Here is a 2,598-nt window from a genome sequence, read left to right as displayed (position 1 = left end):
CCTGCGATACATAGTGTAACTAACCCATAACGTTTACCTGTACGCTCTAATTCATGAATAAGCTTCGTCATTAAAATAGCACCAGTTGCTCCAATAGGATGTCCCATTGCTATAGCCCCACCGTTCGGGTTTACTTTGCGTTGGTCTAAGCCGAGCTCTTCAATAACTGCTAGTGATTGGGACGCGAAGGCTTCATTTAGTTCAATCACATCAATATCTTCAATAGATAGTCCAACTTGTTTTAATGCTTTTCTAGTTGCTGGAACAGGTCCGATACCCATGATAGAAGGGTCTACACCAGCAGCAGCTTGGGCAATAATTTTAACCTTTGGCTGTAGACCTAGTTGTTCCGCTTTTTCTTTTGACATTATGAGAAGGGCAGCAGCCCCGTCATTACGCCCACTAGCATTAGCAGCAGTTACAGTTCCACCTTCACGGAACACAGGTTTTAGAGTAGCTAGCTTCTCTACTGGCGTCAGTCGTGGATGTTCATCCACTTTAAATACTTCCGTTGTTTTGCGTGTTTTAATCTCATATGGAACAATTTGCTTATAAAAGTAGCCATTTTTCATAGCATTTTCTGTGCGCAATTGACTTTGATAAGCAAATGCATCTTGAGCTTCACGAGAGATAGAATATTTTTCAGCTAGATTTTCAGCTGTTTCTCCCATTGTTTTTAGACCATATGATTCAGGTTGAGAGCCGGGCTGACTTTCAGTATTTGGATCTAATATTTGGCTATTTCCTACATTTAGTCCGTATCTAGCATTGCGAATATAGTAGGGTGCAGTACTCATAGATTCTGTACCACCCGCTATAATTACATCACTTAAACCAAGCGCAATTTGTTGAGCAGCATTATTTATGGACTGCAGACCAGATCCACATTGACGATGCACTGTATAACCGGGCACTTCAAGTGGGATATCTGCTCTTAGCGAAGCAAGGCGAGCAACATTAGATTGATCAGCACTTTGCTTTGCTTGACCTAGAATTACTTCATCGACTTCATTAGGATCCAATTGTGCGCGAGTCAGTAGTTCTTTTATAACGGCGGCACCTAAGTAATCAGCTGTCTGAGTCATTAATGAGCCGCCAAGCTTTCCAATTGCAGTACGAACGCTTTCTACAATTACGACTTCTTTCATAATGATTCCTCCTTATTTCAGGCTATTGATAAATGTAGCTTCTGTATTAGCTGCCACTGTTTCTAAATCGGTACCTGGCATTAATTCAACTAAATGTAATTGACTACCGATGTATTTAAAGACTGCTAAATCCGTAATAATAGTGTCTACACTTCGTGTGGAGGTGATTGGGTAATTACATTCTTTCAAAATTTTACTTTTTCCATCCTTAGATGTATGTGTAGTCGTTACAATGACTTTGCGAGCACCAACTAGTAAATCCATGGCGCCGCCGACACCGATAATGTTTTTACCTGGTACAGCCCAGTTGGCGATGCGAGCATGCTCATCTACCTGAAGAACACCTAAAATTGCGACGTCCACATGGCCACCACGAATCATTGCAAATGATGCGGCACTATCAAAGTAAGAGGCACCAATAGCTTCTCCGACTGCAAACTTTCCTGCATTGACTATATTCGGGTCAATATCCTCCTCGGTAACATCCTCGACACCAAGCATCCCATTTTCGGTATGCGAGTAAACATGGTTTTGTTTTACATAGTTGGCTACAAGTGTTGGAATTCCAATGCCTAGGTTAACAATTTGTCCTTGTTCTAATTCTTGGGCAGCTCGTTTAGCTATAGCTTCTTGAACTGGATTAGCCATGTTCGATGACACCTTCCTTTGTCAAAATCTTTTTAGCTAGGATAACGCGATCAACGAACAGGTGTGGGGTAGCGATCTCATCACTTTTAAGTTCGCCAGCTTCTACTATTTCCTCCACTTCGACAATAACTGTTTTAGCAGCAGTTGCCATGAGTGGGTTGAAGTTCCGTGCTGTTTTGTAATATACAAGATTACCTAGCGTATCAGCCTTGTAAGCTCGAATAATAGCAATATCGGCTTGTAATGCTTCCTCCAGAACGTATTCCTCGCCTTTAAACATTTTGGTTTCTTTGCCTTTAGCTAAATTAGTACCAAAAGAGGTTTTTGTATAATACCCAGCAATCCCAGCACCACCAGCACGAATAGATTCAGCTAATGTACCTTGGGGCAATAATTCAATTTCAATTTCGCCACGTTGGAAGGCATCACCTACATCTCTATTTCCAGTAAAGTAGGAGCCAATAGCTTTTTTGACTTTCTTTTGTTCAAGTAATTTACCTAAGCCTTGTCCTTGCTCGCCAAGGTTATTACTAATAATCGTTAAGTCATTAACATCTAGTTCTACTAACGTATCTATTAGTGTAAGTGGACCACCTACGAGACCAAATCCACCAACCATAATTGTATGACCAGTTTGGACACAATCTAATGCCTCTTCAGCTGTATTATAAAATTTCATTTTTTTCACTCCGTTATTTTTGGATAAGTGCGTCACTAATCTCAAACCAAGAGGGGATACCTGCTGTCAAAAGACAAATGTATCCAAGCTCTGCTAATCGAGGCTCGTCTACGCCTTTTTCAC

3 protein-coding genes are annotated in these 2,598 nt (G+C 41.0%); all 3 read right to left on the bottom strand.

The features are described 5' to 3' along the window. Nucleotides 1-1,148: thiolase family protein (locus ACLQ7H_RS21125; RefSeq protein ID WP_411754354.1), on the bottom strand; the 1,148-nt coding region annotated here is incomplete at its 3' end. Nucleotides 1,149-1,160: 12 nt separating this feature from the next. Beyond that, nucleotides 1,161-1,796, bottom strand: coding sequence for a 3-oxoacid CoA-transferase subunit B (locus tag ACLQ7H_RS21120; protein WP_411754353.1), 636 nt, complete (start codon nucleotides 1,794-1,796; stop codon nucleotides 1,161-1,163). Further along, on the bottom strand, nucleotides 1,789-2,475 hold the full coding sequence (locus ACLQ7H_RS21115) for a CoA transferase subunit A (protein ID WP_340763568.1): 687 nt from the start codon (nucleotides 2,473-2,475) through the stop codon (nucleotides 1,789-1,791). Before ACLQ7H_RS21115 ends, ACLQ7H_RS21120 begins: the two co-directional genes overlap by 8 nt. Nucleotides 2,476-2,598: the final 123 nt, after the last annotated feature.

The organism is Serratia sp. (in: enterobacteria) (assembly GCF_046715635.1).
In the GTDB taxonomy this organism is placed as follows: Bacteria; Pseudomonadota; Gammaproteobacteria; order Enterobacterales; family Enterobacteriaceae; genus Chania.
Note: the sequence above shows the minus strand (reverse complement) of the source record. Positions and strands in the feature narration are given on the sequence as shown.

Excerpts from the sequence above, each read along its gene's own strand:
- ACLQ7H_RS21115 (WP_340763568.1), bottom strand. The coding sequence starts at position 2,475 with ATGAAATTTTATAATACAGCTGAAGAGGCATTAGATTGTGTCCAAACT.
- ACLQ7H_RS21120 (WP_411754353.1), bottom strand. The coding sequence starts at position 1,796 with ATGGCTAATCCAGTTCAAGAAGCTATAGCTAAACGAGCTGCCCAAGAA.